At 46.0% G+C, this 25,481-nt stretch carries 18 protein-coding genes; 8 read left to right on the forward strand and 10 right to left on the reverse strand.

Translation table 11 applies throughout. From position 1 onward, the window contains the following. Nucleotides 1–41: 41 nt before the first annotated feature. Complete coding sequence (locus A3860_RS11740) at nucleotides 42–2,051, reverse strand: cellulase family glycosylhydrolase (protein WP_081146895.1); 2,010 nt, start codon at nucleotides 2,049–2,051, stop codon at nucleotides 42–44. 503 nt (nucleotides 2,052–2,554) lie between these two features. On the opposite strand from A3860_RS11740, the gene A3860_RS11745 reads away from it, so the two are divergent. After that, nucleotides 2,555–5,716, forward strand: coding sequence for a TonB-dependent receptor (locus A3860_RS11745; RefSeq protein ID WP_081146896.1), 3,162 nt, complete (start codon nucleotides 2,555–2,557; stop codon nucleotides 5,714–5,716). A 102-nt stretch (nucleotides 5,717–5,818) separates the two neighbouring features. Here the strand turns inward: A3860_RS11745 and A3860_RS11750 are convergent, their stop codons facing one another. Next, nucleotides 5,819–6,382 (reverse strand): porin family protein, encoded by a 564-nt coding sequence (locus tag A3860_RS11750; RefSeq protein WP_081146897.1) that lies wholly within the window; start codon nucleotides 6,380–6,382, stop codon nucleotides 5,819–5,821. Between the two features lie 195 nt (nucleotides 6,383–6,577). Between A3860_RS11750 and A3860_RS11755 the strand changes: the two genes are divergently transcribed. After that, entirely contained in the window at nucleotides 6,578–7,246 is a 669-nt protein-coding gene (locus A3860_RS11755) for an FAD-binding oxidoreductase (RefSeq protein WP_081146898.1), read from the forward strand. 6 nt (nucleotides 7,247–7,252) lie between these two features. Here the strand turns inward: A3860_RS11755 and A3860_RS11760 are convergent, their stop codons facing one another. From A3860_RS11760 to A3860_RS11780, 5 genes are all read right to left on the reverse strand, one after another. Beyond that, nucleotides 7,253–8,023: a rhomboid family intramembrane serine protease gene (locus tag A3860_RS11760; RefSeq protein WP_081146899.1), complete on the reverse strand. Its 771-nt coding sequence runs from the start codon at nucleotides 8,021–8,023 to the stop codon at nucleotides 7,253–7,255. Nucleotides 8,024–8,203: 180 nt separating this feature from the next. After that, nucleotides 8,204–10,714 carry a TonB-dependent receptor gene (locus A3860_RS11765; protein WP_245843525.1) on the reverse strand — a complete coding sequence of 837 codons (2,511 nt, stop codon included), beginning with the start codon at nucleotides 10,712–10,714 and terminating at the stop codon, nucleotides 8,204–8,206. A 181-nt stretch (nucleotides 10,715–10,895) separates the two neighbouring features. Then, nucleotides 10,896–12,452, reverse strand: coding sequence for a RagB/SusD family nutrient uptake outer membrane protein (locus tag A3860_RS11770; protein ID WP_081146901.1), 1,557 nt, complete (start codon nucleotides 12,450–12,452; stop codon nucleotides 10,896–10,898). Nucleotides 12,453–12,480: 28 nt separating this feature from the next. Next, nucleotides 12,481–15,609 carry a SusC/RagA family TonB-linked outer membrane protein gene (locus A3860_RS11775; RefSeq protein WP_245843526.1) on the reverse strand — a complete coding sequence of 1,043 codons (3,129 nt, stop codon included), beginning with the start codon at nucleotides 15,607–15,609 and terminating at the stop codon, nucleotides 12,481–12,483. Nucleotides 15,610–15,625: 16 nt separating this feature from the next. Next, nucleotides 15,626–16,675: a FecR family protein gene (locus A3860_RS11780; protein WP_081146902.1), complete on the reverse strand. Its 1,050-nt coding sequence runs from the start codon at nucleotides 16,673–16,675 to the stop codon at nucleotides 15,626–15,628. 126 nt (nucleotides 16,676–16,801) lie between these two features. Here A3860_RS11780 and A3860_RS11785 point away from each other — a divergent pair, with 126 nt between their 5' ends. The 3 genes from A3860_RS11785 to A3860_RS11795 all read left to right on the forward strand — a co-directional run bounded on the left by A3860_RS11785 (nucleotide 16,802) and on the right by A3860_RS11795 (nucleotide 19,057). Continuing rightward, complete coding sequence (locus A3860_RS11785) at nucleotides 16,802–17,428, forward strand: RNA polymerase sigma-70 factor (RefSeq protein ID WP_158085211.1); 627 nt, start codon at nucleotides 16,802–16,804, stop codon at nucleotides 17,426–17,428. Between the two features lie 117 nt (nucleotides 17,429–17,545). Next, complete coding sequence (nrtS, locus tag A3860_RS11790) at nucleotides 17,546–17,740, forward strand: nitrate/nitrite transporter NrtS (protein WP_081147113.1); 195 nt, start codon at nucleotides 17,546–17,548, stop codon at nucleotides 17,738–17,740. Between the two features lie 180 nt (nucleotides 17,741–17,920). After that, nucleotides 17,921–19,057, forward strand: coding sequence for a TIGR03118 family protein (locus A3860_RS11795; RefSeq protein ID WP_081146904.1), 1,137 nt, complete (start codon nucleotides 17,921–17,923; stop codon nucleotides 19,055–19,057). Between the two features lie 42 nt (nucleotides 19,058–19,099). Here A3860_RS11795 and A3860_RS11800 read toward each other — a convergent pair whose 3' ends face one another. Continuing rightward, a complete protein-coding gene (locus A3860_RS11800; protein WP_081147114.1) occupies nucleotides 19,100–19,438 on the reverse strand; it encodes a cupin domain-containing protein in 339 nt (112 codons plus the stop codon). 96 nt (nucleotides 19,439–19,534) lie between these two features. On the opposite strand from A3860_RS11800, the gene A3860_RS11805 reads away from it, so the two are divergent. Together A3860_RS11805 and A3860_RS11810 are read left to right on the forward strand one after the other, a co-directional pair. Beyond that, nucleotides 19,535–20,005 carry a RidA family protein gene (locus A3860_RS11805; RefSeq protein ID WP_081146905.1) on the forward strand — a complete coding sequence of 157 codons (471 nt, stop codon included), beginning with the start codon at nucleotides 19,535–19,537 and terminating at the stop codon, nucleotides 20,003–20,005. 81 nt (nucleotides 20,006–20,086) lie between these two features. Continuing rightward, the gene (locus A3860_RS11810) at nucleotides 20,087–21,097 is read left to right on the forward strand and encodes a LacI family DNA-binding transcriptional regulator (RefSeq protein WP_081146906.1); all 1,011 of its coding nucleotides are present in this window, start codon (nucleotides 20,087–20,089) and stop codon (nucleotides 21,095–21,097) included. Between the two features lie 19 nt (nucleotides 21,098–21,116). Here the strand turns inward: A3860_RS11810 and A3860_RS11815 are convergent, their stop codons facing one another. Beyond that, a complete protein-coding gene (locus A3860_RS11815; protein ID WP_081146907.1) occupies nucleotides 21,117–22,151 on the reverse strand; it encodes a LacI family DNA-binding transcriptional regulator in 1,035 nt (344 codons plus the stop codon). A gap of 227 nt (nucleotides 22,152–22,378) precedes the next feature. Between A3860_RS11815 and A3860_RS11820 the strand changes: the two genes are divergently transcribed. Further along, nucleotides 22,379–24,325 carry a heparinase II/III domain-containing protein gene (locus A3860_RS11820; protein WP_173820198.1) on the forward strand — a complete coding sequence of 649 codons (1,947 nt, stop codon included), beginning with the start codon at nucleotides 22,379–22,381 and terminating at the stop codon, nucleotides 24,323–24,325. A 1-nt stretch (nucleotide 24,326) separates the two neighbouring features. Here the strand turns inward: A3860_RS11820 and A3860_RS11825 are convergent, their stop codons facing one another. Further along, nucleotides 24,327–25,358: a Kelch repeat-containing protein gene (locus A3860_RS11825; protein WP_158085212.1), complete on the reverse strand. Its 1,032-nt coding sequence runs from the start codon at nucleotides 25,356–25,358 to the stop codon at nucleotides 24,327–24,329. Nucleotides 25,359–25,481 lie beyond the last annotated feature (123 nt).

The raw sequence follows: 25,481 nt of genomic DNA on the forward strand, positions 1-25,481 counted from the left end.
AGTGCAAACGCATTACCTGCCTTTCTTTATTGATTTCACAATTATCTAACTACTATTTTTTCGGTATAGCTGTTATTTCCATTTCTTATTTTCAGCATGTACACACCTGCATTATTAGCGGCGGGTATATTCAATGTTGCTTTACCGGCATTGTATTGCGCTATTGTTCTGCCATTCAGGTCTAGTAACGTAATCTGTACCGGCGCATTGGCATTGTATTCTTTTACTTTTATCGTATACAAAGCACCGCGATGTACCGGGTTGGGATAAATAAGTCCGGCCGGGTTAAGGCTGTTCGCCAAAATTGCAGGAGAAACGGGTGCAGTGATCATCTTCGCCGTTGAAGCTGCACCATACCTGAATTTTTCCCAGCCATCAATAGTTGTGCGGTTGCAGTTCATGGCCTTCTCCCCGTTCTCAGAGCTTACATATAACCCATTGTTGCCCCGCAGCGAAAAAGTACCATCACTATTGGTGATCCAATCAAACTGTTCCCAACCCTGCGCCGCAGTGCGGTTACAGGTCATCGATTGCTCGCCATTTTCTGATGACACATACTTCCCCATGCTTAACAAGGTCACTTTTCCATTGCCGGCATCTGCTACATAGAATTGTTCCCAGCCCTGGGCAGTGGCGCGGTTGCAATTCATTGCCTTGGTGCCATTCTCTGAACTTACATACAATCCATTATTACCCTGCATCCAAATGGTTTGATTAACCGGTGCTATTGATGATCTGCCGGGAGCCACTGCGGCAATCGTTCCGGAGTTGGGCACACAATTCACGAACTTTATATTATTGAGCACTGCACTCATGTTACCGGCGCCATCCATGAGGTAAGGCGGATTGATATGCATGAGCGCCGCATTTTCACCGGCATCGAAGCGTTTGTAGGTCCAGTGGCACCAGCCAATTCCTTTTGAATTGAGGGCCGCAATATTTTCCCGCAACCAGTCATTGCTATTCTCACCTGTTTCACCCACCCATACCGGCACATTATAGGTATTGCGAAAATTAACCAGGTTGGCAATCTGGTTTATCTGGTTGGGATTGGGATCGGTGGTGGTAGTAGAGTTGGTGATCCAGTAACGGTGGGCATTGTACACCAGGTTGGTACTGTTGGTGAATGTCCATGGTTCCATATAATCGTAATTATTTCCCCATCCATTACCTTCGATCATCAACAGGTGCGAATCGCCCTGCGCCCTGATGGCATTGATAAGCCGCTCGAACAGGTCATGGATCTGGCTGTTTGAAGGCACGTTGTTCGGCTCATTGATGAGATCATAAAAAGCCACGCGGTTATCATTACTATAACGGGTGCTCAGCCGTTGCCAAAGCCGCACCGTAATATCGCGGTAAATGCTTTTATTCCAGAGATCATTGCCTACAAAGGCATCCGAAATATTGGCATCTGTACCCTGCGCACCGGGGGCTGCATGCAGATCGAGCACCACATACATATTATTGGCGCCGGCCCAGCTTAGCAGGCTGTCAATAATGCGAAAGCCTTCAAGCCCCGCATCGTTGAACAAAGCATTACTATTATACCAGGTAGTGAGGTTGCTTACATAATTATTATAGGTGGCCGAATTGTGCGCCACGCTGTTACGTACGGCCCGTTGTGCAGCCGTTAAAAACAACTCATAATGCATGGGAAGCCGCAAACAGTTAAAACCCATGGATGCCAGATAATCTATATCGGCCTTCGTAATAAAATTATTCCGCCAGTTTTGATAAAAGGTTTCCACATCGGCATCAGAAATACCCTGATCGTATAAACGTTTTTTTATTGACCATTGGGTACCGCCGCCCGAAAAAGAAGGTTTTATCATATAACCTTCCTGCAGCAACCAGCCGCCCAACCCCACTCCTTTTAAAAATACCTCCTGGCCTGCAGCATTGACAATTTTTGAACCATTGGCGCTTAACCGGGTCAACTGCGCCCGGGCGGTCTGTTGCATATTTACAACAGCAATACCAAGCAACCAGGCGAATACAATACAGATCCTATGGTGTGGCATACACCATGAAGTAAACATCTTTCTCATTTCCTTGTGTTTGTTTAAGATTAAGAAATAGCTCTCCCGGCCGTAACCAGGTTACAGCAAAGGATGACGCATACGCATACAGGGCCATTTGCTGCCAGCAATGGCACAACAATGGTTAATGTGGTGAAAGACAGGCGGGGTTATAAAAGCCAGCTTGCATGAACTGACTTCAACAATGCAGAAGAAGGGCACATTGGCCAACAAATTTAACTTACCGGCCAATTACTCATGATACCCGCATTTACTTTATTTGTTAACATTATTCATAGTTGTTATAACTAACGCAATCGATTGTGTTTTTTTAGTGTGAACAAAAAATGAATTTCCTGTTATCAATTCACTTCCTGCATTCATTCGTTCAGGCACACCCTATTTTCGCGTTACAATAGTACCCACCGATTGTTTTGTCCGTCTATTTACCAACAGGCATTCCCTGCCTGACAAACGTACTCCTGTCCCTCAATCATTACATTTTCTTATATATTTTAAAAGCAAACCCTGCAATGAAGAAACCATTCTTAACGACCCTGCTATTCCTGCTACTGGCAAGCTTAACAGGCCTCCAACTGGCTGCGCAAACCACCCAGGCATCCATTACCGGTACCATCACCGATGAGAACAGGAAACCGGTTCATGGAGCCACTGTGCTGCTAACGAACGAATCAACCGGCTTCACTACAGCCACACTCACCAATGCAAAAGGTGAGTACATTTTTAAGGAGTTGCCCCTCGGCGGCCCTTACACCATCAAGGCTACGTATGTTGGTTACGGCGAACAAAAGCGCACTGATTATTCATTGAACCAGGGCGACCTGTTGCGGGTGAACATCAGCATGCAGGTTACTGCAGCCAGTATGAATGAAGTTACGGTTACGGCTACCGGCCAGCGGAAGAAAACCGAAAATTTTGGCGCGGCTACCGCCGTATCGGCGCGTGACATTTCGAGGTTGCCGGTAAATGGCCGCAATTTCACCTCACTGATCGACCTGTCGCCCCTGAGCAGCGGCAGCAACCTTGCCGGTCAGTTGGGTTCTTCTACCAACATCACCATCGATGGCACCTCAGCTAAAAATCCTACTTCAAGCAGCGGTACCAATAGCCGTATCGGTGGCCCCTATGCTATTTCCATGGAAGCCATCAGGGAATTCAAAGTAGTGACCAACCAATACGATGTTACCTATGGCCGCAGCGGCGGCGGTACCGTTAGCACTGTTACCAAATCAGGTACCAATACCTTATCAGGAAGTGCCTTTATGTTTTCCCGGGCCGACTGGCTATCGAGCAAATATGATATGAAGAGCGCACGCCGCGTAAATGATTTCGCCACCAATCAATATGGCTTTTCAATAGGTGGGCCCATCATAAAGAATAAAGCCCATTTCTTTATAGCCTGGGACCGCCAGGACGATGCCCGGCCTTTACAGATCGCCGATATACAAACCACAGCCGATGCCGTACGCCTTGGTATTCACCCCGATACCCTGAGCCGCTTTCTTGGAATTGCCAGAAGCAAATATGGCGTTGCCAATTCACCGCAAACCGGTTCGTTTGATAAGAAAAGACATACCGACGCCGCTTTTTTACGTGTTGACTGGCAGTTGAATCAAAAGAACCTGCTCACCCTCAGGGACAATTATGTAAATGACCGCGCGCCACTTGGCCGCGACGACAATTCCGCCATTAACCTGTACGAAGTGTATGCCGATGCGCATGCGTGGAACAACAGTTTCCTGGCCACGCTGCGCACCGTGGTAAATTCAAAATTCACCAATGAGCTGAAATTCCAGCACCTGTATACATTCGAAGAAAGCACGCCGGGCAGCCAGTTACCCAAACAAAATATTCCCCGGGGTATTGTAGAACGCGTTGCCAGTAAAATTGACGGCTCCAGCTACAATACCACCATCCAGTTGGGCGGACAACGGTATTCGCCGGAGCACTTTTACAACAATGTATTTCAACTGGTGAACAACGTTTATTACAACACCAACAAGTTCAATTATACGTTTGGAACCGATATCCAGTACACGCATATGAATTCGTTGTATGGCAGCGAAATGAACGGACGGTATTACTTTACCGGCATGAATAATTTCGATAACCTTACTCCCTACCGCTACGCCCGTGAAGTAGCCCTGGCCGACGACCCCAGTGTAGATCAGAATATCCTCAACGCGGCCTTATATGCCCAGCTGAAAACCCAATTGTTCACCGGGTTTGAAATGACCGCAGGTATCCGTGCCGACTACACGAATTACTTCAACAAACCCAATTTCAACCCGGTGGTTTTTGATGACCTCGGGCTTGTTACCAACCGCTCCCTCGGCACGTTTCAACTGCAACCCCGTATCCAGTTCAACTGGGACATCAACGAAAAACACCGCGATTATATACGCTTTGGCGCCGGCATCTTCGGTTCAGATATTAACAACTACGCCATGATCAACAACATGGTTTTTGATGGAACCAAAGTGCAGTCTGTAGATATTCAAACAGATATTCCCAAACCCAATTTTCCCGGTTATCGCAACGACCCATCTACAGCACCGGGTAAAGAATTATTGAACCGGGCGGTTCCCACCATTAATATGAATGGAAAAGATGCGCGCATCCCCGTTGTATATAAAGCCAATCTTTCGTACAGCCGCTTTATCACCAACAACTTAAAAATGGGCGTAACATTCTATACCACACTTGCCCGTAATAATTATATGTATGTAGATAAGAACATGGTCGACGATCCGTACTTCCGCCTGAGCAATGAGGGCGACAGAGGCGTATATGTTCCGGCAAACACGATCTCTGCTTCCGGCGCCACCGACTGGATGCAGGGACGCAAAAGCACCAGAGTGGGCCGGGTGCTTGAGCTGAACAGCGAGGGCAAGGTAAACCAGTTTGCCGTGGTGGTCGATGGAACCTGGCGCTATTTCAAAGATGGCGAAGTATCATTCAGCTATACCTGGAACGATTCAAAAGACAATACTTCCTATAATGGTGATGTAGCCAACACAGCCACACTTTCACTCATGGTTAAAGATGATCCCCGCAACCTGAGCACCATGTCCTACAGCGACAATCAGTTCCGTCATAAAGTAGTGTTCTATGGTACGTTGCCAACCTTCTATGGTATAAGCGTAGGCGTACGCTATTCGGGCATCGGCGGCACCCGTTATTCACTGGCTGTAAATGGAAACATAAATGGCGACTTTGTGGCCTCCAACGACCTGGCCTATATCTTCGACATCAATGATCCTAAAATTGCCGAGACTTACCGCACCGGCATCTCTACAATCCTTAATAAGCCTGAAGTGAGTAAGAGCGCGAAGAAGTATATCGAAAAAAGTTTTGGCAAGGTTGCCGAACGCAATGGCGGCATCAATCCTTTTTATGGTGTATGGGATGTGCGGGTTGCCAAAAAGTTCACCATCTGGAAAAAACAATACGTAGAATTATCAGGTGACATCTTCAATGTAGAAAACCTGATCAACAAAACCTGGGGCGCTTCAAAGAACCTGGGCAAACAAAACATCTATTCATTAACTTCGACGAATGGTTTCGATCAAACCACAAAGAACTACAACTATAATGTTGGTAGCAATACAGGGATCGTAACCCGTGGTGGCAATCCCTGGCAAATACAAATAGGCGTTCGATACGGCTTTTAATTAAGGCCTGTACTTATAAATCAGCGGCGCAGCCGGCAGAACGGGTTCTGCAAAGCTGCGCCGCTTTCTTTTTAAAGTTTAGCTTTTTGAATACGACAAGCACTAATGATGTTTGAACTGATAGAACAGTCCAACCTGCCAAACACGGTTCTGAAAATCGGTCGTGGTGCTCTTTGTTACATCAGTAAGACCCAGATTATAACGGGCATCAATACCTAAACCCGAATGGCCAAGATAACTGGCGCCAAAAGCCCAGGAAAAGTCAGCGTTGCTGAAGTTATCAACGTCTGTTGACAAATGCCCACTCTTAAATTCAGAAGTAGTTAAAATTCCTAATTGAGGACCTGTCTCTAATCTGAAACCCCGGCCAAACATATACTGGGCCAACACAGGAATATTAATGTAATTCAATTTCAATTTACCATCGCTGTATTCAGCGCCCTGTGTACTATATACTATTTCGGGTTGAATAGCAAAAGACCGGGTGAGATGAATATGGGCCAACCCGCCGAGATGAAATCCGGTTTTTGTGTCGGCCTTTGTATCAGCGGCATCATTACTAATGTTCGAAAAGTTTACACCGCCTTTAATACCATACTCAACGTGCTGTGCAAACGCACCTTTGATCAGCAATAACATACATGCTGAAATAATAATTCTCTTCATAAAGCTGGTTTAATTTAACAATACATATTCACTACTGCAAAGGCAATACCACCGCCTTTAAACATGCTTTTAAATATTATAACCAATTGACTAATAGAAATTTCCCACTTTGGCAAATAATCGGGACATTATACCCCACATCCCCAATAAATATGATTTTTAATATGTAGATTGCTTATTCTAAAAGCATTGTTTATGGAATCGCATGTTGTTAAAATAGTAGACATTCAACAGGTAACGCACGATGTAAAAAGTTTTCGCCTCGAAAAACCGGCGGGTTATACTTTCGTTCCCGGACAAGCGACCGAAGTGGCCATCAATAAAGAAGGCTGGCAAAATGAACGAAGACCTTTTACTTTTACCTCGCTGAACCATGAACCAACGCTTCAGTTTACGATAAAGCGATATGCCGATCACGATGGCGTTACCAACCAGATACATCAACTGGTGGCAGGTGATGAACTCATATTGCATGATGTGTGGGGCGCAATTGAATATAAAGGGCCGGGTTATTTTATTGCGGGGGGCGCCGGTATTACACCCTTCATTGCCATCCTGCGACAATTACACCGCGACAACCAGCTTGCAGGTAATACGTTGTTCTTTTCAAATAAAACAGCAGCCGATGTTATTTATGAAAAGGAATTGAGCAACATGTTGGGCAAGAACGCCCATTACATTCTTAGCCGGGAACAAAAGGCGGGTTATGAAAATGGTATTATCAATGCTGATTATTTGCGTTCACAGGCAACCGATTTCAGCAAACATTTTTATGTATGCGGCCCCGACAAGATGATCGCGGATATTAATGCAGCACTGGAGAAGCTGGGGGCTTCTGCAGATAATGTTGTTTTTGAAAAATAAAAACGTTCATCTAAATCTTCTGCCTGAAGCCTTCCGCCGGCGGGCAATAAAATCTTTCGCAAACACACCAATCAGCAGTAAACCAAAAATAAATCCGCCGATGTGCGCGGCATAAGCAACCCCACTGGTTTCCTTTCCACCCAGCGCACCCAAACCATCCACTACCTGAAAAACAAACCAAACACCCACGGCAACAAAGGCCGGTACAGAAATGATGAGGAAGAAGATCCAGAGGTGTACGCCCTTGCCGGGGAACAATCGCAGGTAGGCGCCCAATATGCCCGAGATAGCGCCGGAAGCGCCGAGGCTGGGGATCAGCAGGCTGGAACCGAATACCAGGGTGCTGAACACATGGCTCAACCCGGCCAGCATGCCGCACAGTAAATAAAAGATCAGGTATTTCACATGGCCCAATGCATCTTCCACATTATCGCCAAAGATCCAGAGATACATCATGTTGCCCGCAATATGCGCCAGCCCACCATGCATGAACATGGAGGTGAACAGGGTTAAAAAAACAGGAATATTGGTCACTTCGAGCCCCGGTACCCTTTCGGCATCACCGGTAGCGGGGTTTACCTGAACTACTGATTGTGTAATGATATCGTGTCCGGATAATATTTCGGCAGGTACGGCAGAGTAGCCATAAGTAAAATGATTGTCCATGCCCAGCCTTTGCCAGTATACATATACAAAAATATTCAGCGCTATAAGAAGATAGTTAACTATGGGAACCGTTTTCCGGTCGCGGTTATCATCGCCAATAGGAAAGACCATCTTTTTTTATCAAAAATAGGCAAAAGAGAGTTACCGGTTACCAGGAGCCAGATACCAGTTCGCATCTCGCGAAATTCCGGTTACAAGTTCCAGGTTCCAGGGCTTTTAAACATGAAACCGCTTCTCCTTGAAACATGCAACCTGCAACTTGCAACCGCTTCTTCACTCACTATTCACCAATTACAACGAATACGTAACTGTAGTATAATAAAACCCACCGATCTGCGGACCGCCCAGTATGGAATAATAAGAATGGTTCAGGAAGTTGGTGGCGCCCAGCTTTATGTTCAGCCCCGGCCGGGTGAAAGTATACTGCACCATGGCATCTGCATTAAAAATGGCCGGCACATTACCGTTCACCAAAAACGATTGATAATAGAATTTGCTTTGGTATTTGGCGGCCACATTAAAGCCGAGATTTTTATAAACGTTAGTTCCCCTAACACCAGCGTTGACCATCCAGCCCGGCGTATTAAATCCATCTTCCAATCCATCATTGGTATTTGTTCTTTTCAAAGTTTGATAACTGGCATTCCCTGATAAAGAATACTTATTATTGATCAGATACAACAACTCGATCTCTGCTCCATAATTATGCACAATGGTCTTTGAGTTGGTCCACAGGCGATAGCGGCCCTGTTTGTTCTTGTCATACAAATAAGCTGGTATTTGCGCGTTGTCGCTGGTATTGGGAATACTTGCTTCTATTTGCGCAATAAAATTCGAATAGAAATTGTAATAAAAATCTACGTCTACCGAAAACCGGCTGCTAAAAATACTTCTGTATCCCACTTCAAATGAATGCATTTGCTCTGGTTTCAGGTAGGTATAGGTGTTGCGCTGCAAAATACCTTTTTCCTTTTCAATGGCAGCCGCCTGGCTTAACCCCGAGCTATTTACATCCTTATTAACAGCCGTCGTAAACGCATCTATGGAACTCTTTAACCAGGAGCTCTCAAACACCCCATGCGACATCACTTTCAATCCCCCCACCCTTTTTACCCCACCGCTGTTGATGTTGGAAAATCCTTCAAAGATGCTGGGGAAACGATATCCATTCTGGTAACTGAACCGAACAAAATCATTCCGGGTTAATTCATATACAGCAGTAAGCCGGGGATTCCATTTCAAATTGAAATATTCGTATCCGGTTCCGCGCAAAACGGCACTCAACTGCAACTTATCGTGCAGGAGTCGTTTTGAGGCATGAATAAAGAATCCATAACTGGTATAATTGAGATTATGACCTGAGTCGGTTGGGTTAATAAAATAATTACCATCAGGCACAATGATATAATCCCGGAAATCAGCGCCTATCTGCAGGTTATAATTTGTGTGCAATAATTTCCCCAGGTCAAATGCTGCTTCTGTATGTACTAAATGCGCTTTCACTTTTAAGGCAGCGCCTATATCCCAGTTATTGATCTCCTGTAATTGTTTCAGCTTGTCTTTGAATTCGGGTGTGCGCGGCTGCAGCCGGCCGTAATCGGCAGCGTCCCTTGCCATATGGTGAGCAGTGGCTACATCATGTGATGAAGCAGCGCTATTGAATGCAGTGGTATAATCTGCAAACCACTTATTATTATCTTTAAAACTAACATCCATGTTCTCAGCCATCGAACGCAGGTTGTATGAATGGCCGGTATTCTCAGAGGTGATATATGCCCTTGCCTGTAACAGTGCGTTTTTAAATTGAACAATATGTTGCTGCAATAAATAATCCTGCAATCTAAAACGGTTCGAGCGTTGATAGGTATTATTCAAAAAAGCGGTGCGATACGTATAAGAGATCTGGGAATTTTCATTGGGGCGGTAATACAGGGAAACATCACCCTTTACATTTTGCAGACGATAATCGGCCACATCGCGTTCATAATAACCGGTGCGCGACACCACATAATTCTTACCACCCAGGGTCAATGTTTTTCTGTTCGAAGATTCATTGCCATATCCGTTCACTGCATCATAAGCCGGATTATCGGCGCCCGTTAAGCCAACAGTTTGATTGGCTGAGGGGTTCAGGTCGTCGTGGTTATCAGCTATCCAGTCGTACCCGCGGTTATAACCGGCATTTATTTTAAAGGCCCATTTCTTTCCCACTACTTTGGCCCAGCGAAGATCTGTTTGGTTATACACCCGGGGTGCTACATCGTTGGGATCACTGACATGGTTCACTGCCACCTGTTGTTGTATGCTGAACCCTTGTGTAGTGAAGGGATCTTTGGTAGTGAAACTGGCCAGTCCGTTCGTGGCATTCATCCCATACAAAGCTGAAGCTACGCCCTGGATCACTTCTACATGATCTATATCGAGGTCGCCCGGCGATAAAGCATTGGCAATAGGCGCTCCAATATGGGGGCTCTGGTTATCGATATTATCGATCATTTGCACAAACCGCACATTGGTGGTATTTGAAAAGCCACGGGTGTTAATAATTTTAAATCCCATACCCGGCACAATCATGTGTACGCCTTTCATACTGCCGATGGCGTCAAAAAAACCCGGCGCGGCTGTTTGCTGTATCTGGGAATTGCTCAGTTTTGAAATACTCACCGGGGCAGTGAGCTGTTTTTCAGACAGGCGGGAAGCCGAAATAACTATTTCCTGCAATACATTCACTTTGCGCACGGTATCTGGTTCCGGTTGTTTTTCCTGTGCAACCAAGGCAGTTGACACGAACGAACACACCACACCAGATATTATTTTTTTGGCAGATAGGTTAGCACAAAGCCGGGCAATATGCATAATATAAGCAGTTGTTTCGTTATTTCTTTCCGTACATAACGACACAAATATAGGGGAAACTCCCCAGTAAAAACAAAAGTGGGCCTCCCTTGAAGAAAGACCCACCTTACTACTGCGTACTGCTTACCTACTGCGGATATCCATCATTCTGGGTAAGATCAACATTCAAATCCCGCTCTGATTGGGGTATAGGATATAATAACCTGTTTTTATCAACCTGGTATGAGGCTGGTGATAAATAACTGTACAATGCTTTTTGCTTTATGCCGAACGCATTCATTACATCAATGGCCTTGCCGGTGCGTACCAGGTCGTGCCAGCGGTGATTTTCGAATGCCAGCTCCACCCTTCTTTCGTGGGCAATGATATCGGTCAATGCCGCAGGGTCGGTGGTGGTGATATTATGCGTTACATTTCCAAATGCCCGCGCGCGTACTTTGTTTAAAGGCACCAACGCTTCGGCTGATTTTCCCTGCAGGTTCTTTGCTTCGGCCAGCAACAACAACGCATCGGCGTAGCGGTACACCGGCCAGTTGTCGTTGGTATTATTGGGATTGGCATGCGGGTTCAGGTACTTCCTGATATAGGGCACGCCCACCTTGCCGGCAGCAGGTTTATAATTGATGATGCTTTTATTAGCAGAGAAGGTGAAGATATTACTTGAGTTGTAAGTTCCTTCTGCCACTGCAATAGAGGCATTTTTGCGAAGGGTGTCATCTGCTTCATAAGCATCGATCAGGTCCTGGGTAGGTGTGTTCCAGCCACCAATACCGCTGTTATCTGTTTTCACGCCGGTGATCACGGTTGTATTGCTTGAACGGGGAAGAAAGAAATAGATGAACTGGCTTTGCTGCCCGCCCTGTAAGCCTTCAAGGTATTGCACTTCAAAAAGCGATTCCTTGCTGTTCTTATTGGTGGTTGAAAATACATCGCTGTAATTGGCCAGCAGATCGTAGCCCATAGCTGGCAGGGTATTGAGCAGGGTTTCGGCCTCGGCATATTTCTTTTGCACCATATATACTTCTGCCAGTAACATGGTCGCCGAACCTTTGGTTGCCTGCCCGTTTTGTTTGCCTGAAGTAAATACCGGGTTAGCCAGTTTGGCTATGGCGTCTTTGGCATCATCAACGATCTGCGCATATACCTGATCAGCGGTTGAACGTGGAAGAAACGACTGTTCAGCATCTGTAACTTCATGAACGAACAGGGGAACGCCGCCAAAATACCGCACCAGTTTAAAGAAGTTAAAAGCGCGCAGGAATTTTGCCTGTCCAACAATATCATTCTTTGCTGCATCGGTAAGCGTACCGCCATCGATACGGTCGAGAATAATATTAGCCCTTGATACGCCCCTGAAGCAATGAAAGTAAACCGCGTTGCTGTAATCGTTGGAAGGATCATCCATAAAGTCGGCGATGTTTTCCCGCATGGTATAGGCGGTTCCGCGATTGATCTGGTAATACTGGTAATGCGTATTATCGGAACGCATTTCGCCGGTATAGAAATCGTTTGTTTCCAGATCGCGCAAAGGCTGGTAGGCGGCAGTGAGCGCCATCCTGAACTGCGCTTCCGTTTTATAAAAGCTGGCTTCCGCTATCTCATCTTCGGGCGATAATTCAATAAAATCTTTTTTACAGGATATAACGGTGCAGGCCAGTACCGCTATCAAAAATATCTTGTTCATAATATTGTTTTATAATGACCAGGATTAATTATTTAAAGCTTGCTGATAAACCGATCGCAAATACCCGGGGAACGGGATACGAATTCTCGTCAATACCAATACTGGTACCGTTCAATCCGTTCAGGCTTACTTCCGGATTGATACCGGTATATTTCGTCCAGATCAACGCATGTTGTATGGAACCGAATACCCGCAGGTTCTTCAATGCCAGATTATTCTTCAACGGCATCGTATAGCCCAATGTAATATTCTTAACAGCCAGGTAAGAACCGTCTTCTACCCACTGACTGTTCACCGATCTTCCCAGGGCAGTGGTGCCGGTCAATGTTCTTGGATAAATACCCGAGCCTGGGTTATCAATTGAACGCCAGCGGTCTTTTACCGCGGCCAGCAGGCCACGCGCACCATCGAGGTTGGTGAGGTAGGCCCATTTGGAAGGATTCAATATTTTTCCACCATACGAACCGGCCATTGTTACCGACAGATCGAAATTTTTATAGCTTACCTGATTACTGAACCCGAAAAGGAAATCGGGATTGGGATTACCGATGAAGGTGCGGTCGCTTTCATTGATCACTTTATCGGGCACTACATCTTTCATTTTAATAGTACCTATAGCAGAAGCAGAACCGTATTTAGGGGAATTGTCGAGATCGGCCTGGTCTTTATACAGTCCATCAAACACAAATCCATAAAATTCTCCCAATACATGGCCTTCCTGGTTGCGGTAATAATCAGATGTAATGGTATTGTTGCGGCGGAAGTAACCCGGCGCCAGCAAGGTCTTGATTTTGTTACGGTCGAACGAGATATTAAAAGAAGCATTCCATTTTACCGGCCCGTTAAGAACAGCGCCACTAAGCGTGAACTCATGTCCCCAGAACTCCAGCACGCCCACATTCGAAGAAACGCTTGTATACCCCGAAGCGCGGGGAATAGGCCGGTTCTGGATCAATCCATCAGAAATTTTATGATAGTAGTCGTAGGTGAACGACACCCGGTTGTGAAATAATGTTACATCAAAACCCAGGTCCCATTGTTTGTTCCGCTCCCAACGAAGTATGGGATTTTGTAAAGTAGTGATGGTAGCGCCGGGTACCAGCACCCCGTTGAATACATAGTTACTGTTGGTTATATGGGCAATGCTGGTATAGTTACCGATGTTATTATTACCGGTAATACCATAACTGGCGCGTACTTTCATAAAGCTGACGTCGGGAATGTTCTCCATAAAGGATTCATTGCTGATGATCCAACCGGCTGATACAGAAGGGAAATCGCCCCATTTCGTATTGGCGCCAAAACGCGAAGAACCATCACGGCGAACGGCGCCCGACAAAAAGTACCTGCCGCGGTAATTATAGTTCAACCTGCCAATGGCCGATAGCAACGAATAAGCCGTTGTGTTGCTGGCGCCTGTAGTGATGGAAGTAGCGGCGCTCAGGTATTCCACATCATCGCCGGGAAAATTGGTGCCGGTAACGCCATTGCTTTCCTGTGAAAACTTTTGTGCCGAATAACCTGCCAGCAACTCAATGTGATGGTCGTGGAAAAGGGTTTTTGTATAGTTCACCATGGCTTCTGCCGTCCAGGAATAGTTATCAACCGAACTACTGGTACCGGTTGCCGTAGCAGTGGTGGAGATGGTAGTGGGCGAATAATAATTACGTGTTTCGGCCCCTTTATCCAACGCCAGATTTCCTTTAATGAACAGCCCGCTCAGCAATTCATAATTCGCGTAGGCATTGGCCAGTATACGGGTGGTTTTATAATCATCTTTTACCTGCGTTAATTGTGCATATGGATTTACATTCGATACCATGCCCGCCGAATGCACATACAGCGGCATATTGCCATTGCTATCGATGGGCGCTATCAACGGACTGGCTTCAACGATCTTTTCAATCAATCCGCCCACGCCTTCGGTCGTCAACCGGTTATTATGATCAATGCGGTAACTGGGTGCCAGGCTAAATCCCATTTTCAATTTGTTGTTCACCAGGGTAAAATCCTGGTTAAAGCGGAAGGAAAATAATTTGGTGCCCGTATTCAGTACCACACCCTGCTGTTCCTGGTAGCCGGCCATAATGGTGGAAGCCGATTTACCGGTTGCTGAAGAAACCAGGAGGTCATAGTTCTGAATGGGCGCCTTACGGGTCAGCGCATTGAACCAGTTGGTGCCCTCGCCATAGCGTTCAGGGTTCTTGTATTCTGCTGCCAACGAGCCGGTATACCCTTCATATTTTACCCGGTCTTCGTAATATTCATTTTGGAACTCAGCCCATTCCCGGGCATTCATCATGCGCGGTCTTCCTTTTTGCGGAATAACCTGTGACCCGTAGTACGTAGTGAATTCAACTTTTGCATCGCCCGATTTAGCATGTTTGGTAGTAATTAATATAACGCCATTGGCAGCTCTGGAACCATACAGGGAACTGGCCGAAGCATCTTTTAAAACAGTGAACGTTTCAATTTCAGATGGATTGATATTGTTTATACTACCGGTAATGGGTATTCCGTCTATTACAAACAACGGCTGGTTGTCTGTTGATAAGGAAGCAGCGCCTCTGATACGGAATTCCATTCCGCGGCCCGGTGTACCGCTGTTTTGGCCCACCTGTACGCCGGCCACTTTTCCCTGCAGCTGTTGGGCAAACTGGCCTACCGGCATATCCTTCATATCACTGGCGTCCTGCTGTACAATGGAACCGGTCACCTCCTGTTTACGTTGTTTACCATAGCTTACCACCACCACTTCGAGGTTAGCCGTGCTTGATTTCATTGAAACATAGATGGCTTCCTCTTTTTGCGGATCGAGGTTTTCTTTGCGCACCACCTGTGTTACATAACCAACATGTGAGAAGGTAAACACATAGGTGCCTTTCACACCCGGGTTTTCGAAGGTAAATACCCCTTTCTTATCCGTTACGGCGGAACGCTTTATATCAGCCGATTCACTTTTCATATCGATCGTTACGCCTTCCAGGGCCCCACCCTGTTCATCCTCTACCAACCCTTTGATGGGTTTCTTTTCCTGGGCCTGGGCTGGCAAAACCAACAGGAAATGTATCAATAACGGCAGTACCCATCTTAAGGTAAACCGCCTTTTTGTGCGGGGCATGGCATACCCCTTCACTACATTGTAGCGCTGTGTCATCTTACTTAATATTTAATTAATGAGATTGCTGAATACTAAAACCGTTACGGGTAGCTTTGATGTTCAGGTTGTACAATATGGACATACGATTTAAAACCTGGGATAAGGAATCTTTTTCCCGGATGCGACCGGTGAAGATCATTTCGGCTAATGCTTCTTTATTGTATTGCAATTGAACGGCATATCCTTTTTCTATTGCAGCCAGCACATTGGCAACAGGCTCATCAGCAAATGTTGCAGCCAGCCCGGTGCGTGATCCCAATGAGGGAGCGCGATTGCCTGCCAGCACCGGTTGTTGCATGGTTGCTTTTCCGGTGGCCACGTTACAGGTTACCTGCTGACCCGGCACCAGGTACACATCTTTCATAGACGCTGTATTGGCGGCAGCCACCTGTTGCACCACCACTTTTCCCGTATGCAGCGCCACGGAGATATTATTATTGCCGGGCCATGCAGTAATGGTAAACGAAGTACCTAAAGCCGTTGTGGCAATATCATTACTATACACCGTAAATGGCCTGGTGGGATCTTTCGCAACTTTGAAAAAACCTTTTCCACTCAAATAAACTTGTCTGTGTGTGGGACAGAAGGGTTCATAGTACCGTAATTCGCTACCGGCAAACAATTGCACTTCGGAACCGTCGTGCAAATGAACGGCCATGCTTTCTGCGGTATGGTTTCTGACAGCAATAATAGCTTCCTTCCTTACAGGAACAATGGTTTCATTGCCGGCTACTGTAGTTGCCGGTTTCAATGAAAGTCCATAATATAATACGAGTGTTCCGGTAACTACCACCATAGCAGCCGCAGCAATTTTTATATACAACGAACGGCGCTTCGCTACGCGCTGTTTCTGTTCGTACTCAACAAAATGTATATTATTTATTATTGAATTGAACAGTTCCTGCTTATAAGTGGTTGCGAGCGAATGCTCCAGTTCCTCAAACCAGGGGCGGCCTGCTGCGCCCTGCTGCTGGTACCAATTGGTATACTCCTGCAATTCTTCTTCCGTAGCTGTATTTGTTAGATACCTGTTGAGCAAATATTGCAACCGTTCTTTAGTCATTCAACTGGCGCTTTTAATCATTATCTCCCAACCCGGCATTTCCCCCCATGCGTTCCCCACAAAAAAATTTAATTAATTTTAAGTTTATTAAAGGTTTACAGTAAGATAATATTGCATTTTTTTATATTGCAGATACTTTTGCCTGCCAAACTGCAACCTATCTGTAATAATAGCGACCATACCTGCCATCAATTATGGACTGCCATACGACAGGGCGATGAAAAAGCTTTTGAAGGGTTGTATAACAATACCGTTGTATCACTCACCAACCAGGCGTACAGCCTGTTAAAAGACAAAGAGCTGGTCAAAGACATCCTGCAGGAGGTTTTTACAAGCCTGTATATAAGGCGGCATGAATTACCGGCCGATCTTAATATAATTGGCTATTTGACCAATGCAGTCAGGTATAAAGTATCAACGTATTTGCGCGACCAGCTTTCGAGAAACACGCATCATGTTACCATTTTACAAAACGAACTGCGCACTGCTTTTTCACAACCGGTCCCTTATGAGCAAACTGAATTAAAAAAACGCATCCGCTCCAGCATCGATACGCTTCCTGAAAAATGCCGCCAGGCATTCATGCTGAACCATTATGGCAGCATGAGTTACAGGGCCATTGCCGAAGAAATGGGCATTTCTGTAAAAACGGTAGAAAAACACATCGGTAAGGCCTTACAGGTATTAAGGAAAGAGCTGAATGAAGAAAAGCTGATCGGGATCACGCTGATTTTATTGAGTACCAGGCTGTAAAACGAATGTCGTTCAGCCGACATAAAGCAATTCTCCCCTGCATTATATTTGATTACCGCATATTTGATTACCGCATTCACGATACAGTTTCCGGTTGCAGCCATTAATAACTTTTATATGATCAATAAGAATATTAAAAGGGCTATTAAGGTTGCTATTGTAGTTGGAAGTTTGTTGAATACCATCAACAGTTATGATGTTTTCTGGAATGGGAATTTCACTGCAAGAAATATGATCCGGATCGTTCTTACATATATCACCCCTTTTTGCGTGTCGCTGTATTCTTCCATCAAAGCCACCAAAAATGCGTAGCAATAAGCCGGTGGTGCACCTTTAATAGACATTTATCAAATAAGATAAATTCAGGCAACTTTTTAAGAACAGGAACGTATTAACATTAATAGCTACCGCTCCCTATCTCATCTTCCCGCCTTTCGAAACCTCTATACACCCTGCAGTACCGGCTTATTATTCACTTCTAAAACGGATTGTATGCACTTGACATTACGTAAAACCAGCCAACTCTATCTGATGGCAGCGGCTTTATTGTGTTTGGCTGTTGTAAACCAAAGCTGTAACAAGCTAGGCGAGGCGATTAAAGACCACCTTGAAAAGAAAAACGACAAAACGCCCCAGGCGCTTAAAGACTTTAACCAGGTGAACCTTGTTGGTAATAACGATGAGTATAAACCTGCCCATGTTGACCCACACCTCATCAATGCCTGGGGCATTGCATTCAGCGGCGGTGGCATTGCCTGGGTGTCGGCAGAAGTAGGGCACATCTCTGCCGTTTATGACAGGGATGGGAATATGCTTGCGGCACGCCCCGAAGTGGCCATTCCCTCACCTACTGGTACAACGGGCGGAAGTCCTACCGGCCAAACACTTAACATAGATACCAACTCAACACATTTTAAATTATCAAATGGCAGCTCGGGCCGGTTCTTGTTTGCAGGCAGTGATGGAGTTCTCTCTGGCTGGAACGGCGGTGCCGGTAATAATGCATTGGTCATAAAAAATAATTCGGCAACTTCAGTTTACACCGGACTTACCATGGCGAAAAACAGTGCCGGGCATTACTACTTATATGCAGCCAACTTCAAAACCGGAAAGATCGACGTGTGGGATACAAATTTTGTTTCGGTACAAATGGCCTTCCACGATCCGGGCATCCCGTCGGGCTATGCTCCTTTTAATATTCAATCGGTAAGTGGCTTGTTGTATGTAATGTATGCCAAAGTTGGTCCCGATGGCGATGAAGAAAAAGGACCAGGTTTAGGTTATGTAGATATTTATAGCGCCAATGGCAACCTGGAAAAAAGGCTTGTTTCGAAGGGACAACTAAATGCGCCTTGGGGTGTTGCCTGGGCGCCGGCTGCGTTCTTTAAAGACAGCGACGCAAAGGATGCTATTTTGATAGGCAATTTTGGTGATGGCCATATTAATGTATATAACAAGGATGGCGATTTTCAGGGTCAGTTAAGAGCTCATGGCAACCCCATTGAAATAGAAGGCTTATGGGCCCTTATGTTTCCGCCTTCCACTTCTACCATCGATCCCAACCGGCTGTATTTTACCGCAGGGCCCGATGACGAAAAAGAAGGTTTATTCGGATATATAATCAAGTAATGTATGAACCTGTCAGACGCGCTGGTCTGGCAGGTTTTTCTTTTATTTCAGAAAATCTTCCCGGTGCGGGGTAAATGCATCTATGAGCATGCCCGCTTCGAGGCAAACGCAACCATGCATTACATGCGGTGGTACATAATATCCATCGCCTTTCCGGATGATCTTTTTTTCATCACCGATGGTCATTTCAAAAACACCGCTTTCCACATACGTTACCTGCGAATGCGGGTGTTGATGCAGGGTTCCTACCCCGCCTTTTTCAAATTTTGCCTTTACCAGCATCACCCGGTCGTCGTAACCGTATATCTGGCGTTGAACGCCATTGCCAACATCCTCCCAGGGTATTTCGCTCTCGAACTGGAATTCCTTGCTTTGTAACATGACGAACTGGTTATTTATGTTCATTCAAAAATAGGGATAACTTTTTTCATCCTACGGCATAACCGTTACATTTACTCTCTGAAAAAATACCTGACCATGAGAAAAATAACCATCCTGTTCGTGCTGATAACAGCATTGGCTACCCAGGCAAAAGCACAATCGGCCCCCAACGTACAACTCATCGATCCTGCCACCGTAGCCACGCCCCACGGGTATTCCCATGCCGCCGTTATTGACCTCGGCAATTGCAAAATGGTGATCCTGAGCGGACAGGTTGCCCTGGACGCAAAGGGAAATCTTACAGGCGCCAATGATATTGGTAAACAAACGGAGCAGGTTTTCCAGAATATAAAGAGCATACTGGAAGCCGCTGGTGGTAACATGAATCACCTGGTGAAGCTGGGTTATTTTACCACCGATGTGTCGCGCCTGCAGGATATCCGTACTATCCGCGACCGGTTCATCAATACAAAGACCCCGCCTGCCAGTACGCTGGTTCAGGTAAATAAATTGTTCCGCGACGATATACTGATTGAGATCGAGGCCACGGCGGTCATACCCAAATAAATGCCAATAATAAATAGGACGATCAAGCAGTTTTCCGTAAATATTAATTAATTTATATGCGAATCAGAGTGCACCCATTTCATGGAATCAGTCAATATAAAAAAGCTGGCCCAGCTTTTAAATCTTTCTATTGCTACAGTATCAAAGGCGTTACGGGATAGCTACGACATCAGTCAGGAAACAAAAGACAAAGTGATGAAGCTGGCCAAAGAATTGAACTATCAACCCAACCCACATGCCAGCTTTTTACGGAAGCACAGCAGTAAAACCATTGCGGTGATCCTTCCGGAAATTGCCAATAATTATTTCACCCTCGCTATCAATGGTATTGAATCGGAAGCGCATGAGAAAGGCTATCATGTGATCATCTATTTATCGCATGAAGATCATGAGCGGGAAGTGGCGTTCACGCGGCATTTGCAAAGCGGCCGGGCCGATGGGGTACTGATCTCAGTTGCCAGCACCACCACAGATTACAGTCATTTGCACGATCTGGAGAAGAAAGGCCTGCCCATTGTTTTCTTTGACCGGGTTTGTGAAGATTTCAACACGGTAAAAGTGACCACCGATGATTACCAAAGCGGTTACCTGGCTACCAAACACCTGATAGAACAGGGTTGCAAGCGCATTGCTCATTTGGCCATTTCAACCAGCCTTTCCATCGGCAGCAACCGGGCCAAAGGTTATTTACAGGCTTTGCAGAACCATGACGTTATGAGCGGGGAATCGTTCCTGATCGAATGCGTTAATGATAATGTTCAGGATACTGAACTCATAAAAGATCTTTTACTGCATATAAAACCGGATGGCATTTTCGCCGCCGTGGAACGGTATGCAATTATTTGTTATGAATTGTGTGAAGCCATGCAATTGAACATTCCAAAGGATGTGAAGATCATCAGCTTCTCGAACATGCAAACCGCTTCGTTGTTAAACCCTCCCCTGTCGACCATTACCCAACCGGCATTTGAAATAGGCCGCGAAGCCGCTTCCCTGCTGTTAAAAAAACTGGAGAAGAAAAATTTTCAGTTGCCCAATGAGACAATTGTTATTCAGTCGAAGTTAATTCCACGTAAGTCAACAGCGAACTAACCCATGCTTTTTTACGTGTTTACGTGCTCATTCTTCTTATCAACTCTACCGGAATGATAATAGGCTCTGTTTCCACTGCTGATTTCCCGCCATCGGATTTCAGCAGCTTCAGCACTTCGGCCACTATTACATTACCGATGTTGCGTGGGAATTGCTCAATGGTGGTTATGGAAGGAGTAATGATGGCAGAACGCGGATCGTTAGAATAACCCACAATGCGTAAGTTTTCAGGAACGGGAATGCCTGTTTCTTTTGCATATTCAAGCACTGCGATAGCCGTTACATCATTGGCCGCCATGATGGCATCGGGGTAAGGCGGTTTGGCAAACAACCGGTGCATGGCCTTGCGGGCATTGTCGGCCGTTAATTCGTGATAAAAGATCCAATCCTTTCGTACCGGCACCTTGTGTTGGGTGAGTGCTTTTTCAAAACCGGCATAACGGTCGATATAAATATTACAGGTGAGCGGTCCTGAGATATAGGAAATGCGTTTGCAGCCGAGCTGCACCAGGTGCGATGCCGCCAGAAAGCCACCGCGAAAATCATCGCCCCGGATGATACAGGCTCCATAGGATTGCATCGGCACGCGATCATAAAAGAGTACCGGTATATTGTTCTCCGTTAAAATATCAAAATGACTGAAGTCTTTTGTAAACATGGTACAGGCGGCAATCACCGCATCAACCCGCGATGCATATAAAGTGCGCGCCAGGTCTTTTTCAATGTCAACAGAATCGTTCGATTGGCAAATGATAAGGTTATAGCCATGCGCATGTAATCCGTTCTGAACGGTGGTGATCACTTCGGTATGCACAAACATCGAAAAACGGGGAACAATCAAACCTACCGTATTGGTTTTATTGGTACGCAAGCCTGAGGCCATTACATTACGCGTATAGCCGGTTTTTTCTACAAAAGCCATCACCCGGTTACGGGTGGCCGTATGTACATGAGGATGATTATTCAATACCCGGGAAATAGTAGCCGGCGACAACCGAAGCGCTTTTGCGAGCTCCTGTATGGAGTTTTTTTTGGTTTGTTTCGGGGTCTTCATGGCTGCAATCGTTTGCGGAAAAGTTTAATGGTAATGCTTGATCAAACTTGGGAAAAATTGATGGAATCGTTTTCAGATATAACTTATTTATTTACTGAAACGTTTTCGTAAAAAAACGGGCGGCGAGCAACTATTTTTACCGGGTCTGCCATCTATAAGAGATAAATTTAAATACCGGTGTTGGGCTTCCCATACCGATCATTTCACATTATTCACGCTGCTGCTATATGAAAAAAACAATGCTTTTTCTGGCTGTTTCCCTGGTGAGCCTACAGATAACCGCACAACAAAACCTGTTGAGCGGCAAATATTCTACCCAACAATTACAGGAGCTGCTTATTCCAATAGCCAACTTTACCCCCTTTCCACGCATCACCGACCGGGCCGGCTGGACCAAAGCCAGTACCGCTATGATGCAGGCTACCGTAAAACAGGCTGAATCCTATCTTACCTATCAATGGCCATCTATTCCGGCCACCACCTCCCTGCTCATTGAACGTACCGGCGACCGGGAAAAATACGAACGCGTGAGTTTTGAAAAGCGCAACGTATTGGGAACCCTGGTGCTGGCCGAAGTATTTGAGAACAAGGGGCGGTTCACCGATGCTATCATTAATGGTATCTGGAGTATTTGTGAAGAATCGTTCTGGGGCGTGCCGGCACACCTGCCCCGTAATAAAGAATATTCGGGATTGATGGATGTTTCGCAACCCTTCGTAGAACTGTTCAGTGCAGAAACGGCCACCTTTCTGGCATGGGCCGATTACTTTGTAGGCGACAAACTGGATGCCGTATCGCCGCAGATCAGAAAACGCATTTACTACGAAACCAATAACCGCATCTTTCAGCCCTTGATGAACAAACCACATGGCTGGATGGCTGCCAGCGCCAACGGCCGTCCACCGAATAACTGGAACCCATGGATCTGTTCCAACTGGTTAAATGCGGCCCTGTTGTTGGAAAAGGACGCCACCAAGCGCACCAATATGATCGCCAAACTGCTCACCGTGCTGGATGCATTTGTAAATCCATATCCGCAGGATGGCGGCTGCGATGAGGGCCCGGGCTACTGGGGAGCCGCAGCGGCCTCTTTATATGATAATATTTCCATGCTGAACCTGGCCACCAATAATGCCTTCAGCTATGTGTACGACAATGAAAAAATAAAGAACATGGCCCGCTTTATTTACCGGGCCCAAATAAGCGAAAACTATTTCCTTGATTTTGCCGATGCCGATCCGCAACCCGGCATGGCAGCCAGTATGATCTACCGTTTTGGCGAAGCCATTCGCGATACCAGCATGATGCAGTTTGGCGCCTTCTACCGCAAACCGGCGAGTGGCCAGGCAGGCAGGTTCCATTATTTCAGGAACCTGTTTGAACTGTTTATGCAGGATGCATTTCAACAAAGCGCCCAGCGTTTGCCGTTGCCGGCCGATGCCTGGTTTCCGGGCATACAGGTGATGATCGCCCGCGACAAACAAGGCACAACAGCGGGTTTGTTTGTTGCGGCCCAGGGCGGTCACAACGACGAAAGCCATAACCACAACGATGTAGGCAATTATATTGTGTATTATAATGGCGCCCCGGTGCTCATCGATGTCGGCCGCGGCACCTATACCCGTAAAACGTTTAGCGATAAACGGTACGAGATCTGGTTCAACTGTTCCGACTACCACAATACCCCCACTATCAATGGCGCCAATCAATTGCCGGGCGCCCAATACAAAGCGAACCAGGTAGCGTATACTACAAACAAAACATTTGCCGAACTGTCGCTCAATATAGCAGCCGCCTATCCTGAACAGGCGGGCATCACCAGCTGGCAACGCGCCGTTCGGCTGAACCGGGGTAAGAACGTTGTGGTTAAAGACCTCTTCACACTGAAAACAGCAGGCCCCATTACCGAACACCTGATGACCTGTTACCCGGCCGAAGTAATAAAACCGGGCGAACTGGTCATTCATTACCAGCCAAAAAATGGCCAACCAAAAGATTTTGTTATTCAATACAACGCCCGGCAAATGCAACCAACAGTGGAGAAAGTTGCTTTAACCAGTATGGAAGACAAAGGCGTACAGGAGAAATGGGGCGATAACATTTATCGCATCAATTTTGCCGTTACAGCGCCAAAGGCCAATGATGCGATACAGTTAATGATCGCCCCAAAATAATTTAATCGCCATCTACTTTTTCAATATAAGGGCTGAACTCAAACATATTATCCAGGTACAGGGTGCCAGTTTTACCTGTTAACACAAAGGCGCGGTCTTTTACGGTAAAGGCAGCGGCGCCTTCGCGCGGTTTTGCTTCAAAGCCGGTGTATTCTTTCCAGGTATCTGTTTCTGCATCATAGCCCCAGGTGCTGGTTACATAACCACCATTTTGACCGGTGGCTAAAAATGCACGATTGCCTAGTACGAAAGCAACGGCATTCTGGCGAATAATGGAAGTATAGTGATCGTCGTACGAGTCGTTGCTATAATTATACAGCGGTCTTTTGGTGGTCCATTGACCGCCGGAAGATACAGAAGGATCAAACTGGTACAACTCTCTTTGTATCTCTGCATTGTTGGTGCCGGTAACAATATATCCTTTATTGTTCAGCACAAATGCAGCGGCTGCATTTGTCTTGTGCGGAAAGCCGGCTTTTTCTTTCCATTGAGAACCGGCAGGCGCTGTGGGATCGAATTCCCAGCAATCGTTATATGCCCTGGTTGAGTAACCACCGCATACATATCCTTTACCACTAATAGCAAACCCTACGGCATCGTGACGGGCATCACCCGGCAGGGGGTCTTTCTGCGTCCAGGTTTCTGTACCCGGATCGTACTCCCAAAAATCCTGTAGGTCCACATCACCGTTATACCCCGTGCCAACGTACCCTTTTCCGTTGATGGAAAATGCTACGGCTGCAGTACGGGCATTACCAGTTAAGGGTGTTTTTTTAGTCCAGTTACCGTTGTTGGCATCAAACATATACATGTCTTTAAAAGGTCCTCTGTCATTTGTTCCTGTGAGAACATACGCATTGTCACCAATAACAAATACAGCGGCATCGCTTCGTGGGTCGCCTTTAAAATCGGTGGAAACGCTCCAGTTACCGGTAGTTAACTCAGGTTCGTTATCATTCTTGTTACATTTCCAGGCAACGCTGATACTGCAGATCATCACATACAGTACGGGTTTGGTGAACGCACTTTTCATGAGAAGTTTTTTTATGGTTTTTGTCGTGTTGATAATAGCCTGACAAAAACGTTGCGTAAAACCATTGACCCGCATAGCCAATTTCATTCTAAAATCGATCAACGGGGGTTGTGGGTAGATGAG

The organism is Niastella vici (assembly GCF_002077945.1).
GTDB classification, from domain to species: Bacteria; Bacteroidota; Bacteroidia; order Chitinophagales; family Chitinophagaceae; genus Niastella; species Niastella vici.

Bases quoted from the DNA above. Each gene is read 5' to 3' on its own strand.
- A3860_RS11795 (WP_081146904.1), top strand. From the start codon at position 17,921: ATGCACTTGACATTACGTAAAACCAGCCAACTCTATCTGATGGCAGCG.
- A3860_RS11780 (WP_081146902.1), bottom strand. From the start codon at position 16,675: ATGACTAAAGAACGGTTGCAATATTTGCTCAACAGGTATCTAACAAAT.
- A3860_RS11800 (WP_081147114.1), bottom strand. From the start codon at position 19,438: ATGTTACAAAGCAAGGAATTCCAGTTCGAGAGCGAAATACCCTGGGAG.
- A3860_RS11820 (WP_173820198.1), top strand. From the start codon at position 22,379: ATGAAAAAAACAATGCTTTTTCTGGCTGTTTCCCTGGTGAGCCTACAG.
- A3860_RS11815 (WP_081146907.1), bottom strand. From the start codon at position 22,151: ATGAAGACCCCGAAACAAACCAAAAAAAACTCCATACAGGAGCTCGCA.
- A3860_RS11770 (WP_081146901.1), bottom strand. From the start codon at position 12,452: ATGAACAAGATATTTTTGATAGCGGTACTGGCCTGCACCGTTATATCC.
- nrtS (WP_081147113.1), top strand. From the start codon at position 17,546: ATGATCAATAAGAATATTAAAAGGGCTATTAAGGTTGCTATTGTAGTT.
- A3860_RS11810 (WP_081146906.1), top strand. From the start codon at position 20,087: ATGGAATCAGTCAATATAAAAAAGCTGGCCCAGCTTTTAAATCTTTCT.
- A3860_RS11805 (WP_081146905.1), top strand. From the start codon at position 19,535: ATGAGAAAAATAACCATCCTGTTCGTGCTGATAACAGCATTGGCTACC.
- A3860_RS11760 (WP_081146899.1), bottom strand. From the start codon at position 8,023: ATGGTCTTTCCTATTGGCGATGATAACCGCGACCGGAAAACGGTTCCC.
- A3860_RS11825 (WP_158085212.1), bottom strand. From the start codon at position 25,358: ATGAAAAGTGCGTTCACCAAACCCGTACTGTATGTGATGATCTGCAGT.
- A3860_RS11755 (WP_081146898.1), top strand. From the start codon at position 6,578: ATGGAATCGCATGTTGTTAAAATAGTAGACATTCAACAGGTAACGCAC.
- A3860_RS11775 (WP_245843526.1), bottom strand. From the start codon at position 15,609: ATGACACAGCGCTACAATGTAGTGAAGGGGTATGCCATGCCCCGCACA.
- A3860_RS11750 (WP_081146897.1), bottom strand. From the start codon at position 6,382: ATGAAGAGAATTATTATTTCAGCATGTATGTTATTGCTGATCAAAGGT.
- A3860_RS11740 (WP_081146895.1), bottom strand. From the start codon at position 2,051: ATGAGAAAGATGTTTACTTCATGGTGTATGCCACACCATAGGATCTGT.
- A3860_RS11745 (WP_081146896.1), top strand. From the start codon at position 2,555: ATGAAGAAACCATTCTTAACGACCCTGCTATTCCTGCTACTGGCAAGC.